The sequence below is a fragment of the Novipirellula sp. genome (genome assembly GCF_041583735.1).
Lineage (GTDB): Bacteria > Planctomycetota > Planctomycetia > Pirellulales > Pirellulaceae > Novipirellula.
In genome coordinates, this window is record NZ_JBFHFD010001015.1 from 1 (window position 1) to 1,791 (window position 1,791).

At 55.1% G+C, this 1,791-nt stretch carries 1 protein-coding gene; it reads left to right on the forward strand.

From position 1 onward, the window contains the following. A partial coding sequence (locus tag ABX962_RS35605) for a serine/threonine protein kinase (protein WP_372726389.1) occupies positions 1-1,627 on the forward strand: 1,627 nt, incomplete at its 5' end. Positions 1,628-1,791: the final 164 nt, after the last annotated feature.

The following is a 1,791-nucleotide window of genomic DNA, read 5'->3' on the forward strand; positions in this document are numbered from 1 at the left end:
AGCGAAACTCGGTGACCATCCGTCACAGAGTTCGGTGTGGCGTGCCATTCACGTCCAAATGCACAAAGCGGTTGCCGTTAAGGTGTTCTCGTCCCCTTTTGGCGCGACGCCAGAAGCCCGCACCCAATTTGCCGCGGAGTGGGAAACGCTAAAAACATTGCAACATCCCGCCATCGCTCGCTGCTTTGGCGGCGGATTCGAAGACAAAGACGCCTACTTGGCTTACGAGCTTGTCGAAGGCGAAACGTTGGCGGCCGAAATCGAACGTCGCAGCCGTTTGCCATGGGAATCGGTGCTCGAGTTTGCCGAGCCGATCATCGGTGCGATCTGCTATTTGCACGAGCGCAACATCATCTATGGAATGCTGGGCCCTGACAAAATCCTGTATGCGGGACTGAGCCCCTTGCTCGTGGACGTTCGCACCGATCGATTTCATTCCAATTTCAAGACCTCGCGTCCCCCCACGCCTCACGAAATCGCCTTTCGTCCCCCGGAACTGATCGACGATCCGACCTCGATCACCCCCAAATCGGACCTCTATTCATTTGGTGCGACGCTCTATTATGCGATCACCGGCCGACCGCCGGTCCAAGGCGATACCGTCGAAGAAGTCACGCGGAACGTGCGTGAACAAACACCGACGTCAGCCGCGTCCTTGGTTTTGGATTGCCCGGTTTGGTTCGACAAACTCATCACGCAGCTTCTGGAAAAGGATCCCAGCAAGCGTCCGTTTGGTGCCCCGGCTGTCCAGCTTGCTTTGGCCGAAGTAAGGCGTCGATCGATGTCACGCACTGGGGTGGCCGAGCACGCATCCTCGGGTTTTAGTCCGCTGAGTGTGACGGATCAAAAGGAACGCGACGAGGCTCGTTCGCTGCTAGGGCGGGAATTAGTGGACGAAAAAAAAGAATCGCTCCCCGATGCAACGATCTGGCATGACAAGCCATGGTTTTTGATCGGCGTTTTGATCGCGATGTTATTGATGCTCGGCTGGGTGACTTGGCCGCTGAACGAAAATCAAATGCGAAAGCGTGCCGAAGACCTGCTAGCGCAAGAAACGCAATCATCGTTGAATCAAGCGAAGAACAATTACCTGATACCGATGATCAACAAATTTCCCGACGGAGAACACACAACGTGGGCGGAAGAGCAAGTTGACCGAATCGAGATGATGCAGGCCGAGCATGCGTTGTCGGTCAAAATGAAACGGAATCTTGCACTGAAAAACGAGGGCGAACGTTTGTACGCCGAAGCCGAACAGTTCGAACGCTTCGGTGACACGTCCACGGCGCTCGATAAATACCGCAGCATGGAAACGCTGCTTGGCGACGATCCGAAATACCGCCCCTATGTCAACCTTGCCCGTCGCCAAATCGCCCAGATCGAAAATCGTTCCTTCATCAAAGACGAAGCCGCGACCATCATCCAAGAAAAACTGGATGAAGCCGAACGAGAACATCGGCGAGGCAACGTGGTCGCGGCGCGTCAAATTTGGTATTCAATCATCGAACTGTACGGCAACAACAGCAACGTCGGCCCGCTCGTCTTGCAAGCCCAACAACGACTCGGCAGCAGCAAATCTCCGGCCTCCGATGCTGATTCCTCGAGCCCGCTGAAGCCACCCCAATGACTTTTGATGCCGAGCCTCATAACAGACCGATTGAGGCGAAATTAGCCTCCAATCCTCCGCGAACATCATCGACGGATCGACTAATTCAAAGTCGTGGTGCCGTGCTCGCCGTGCTGTTCTTGGTGATGGGGGCGTTAGGCATTCCGCTGCTGTGGATGAACAAA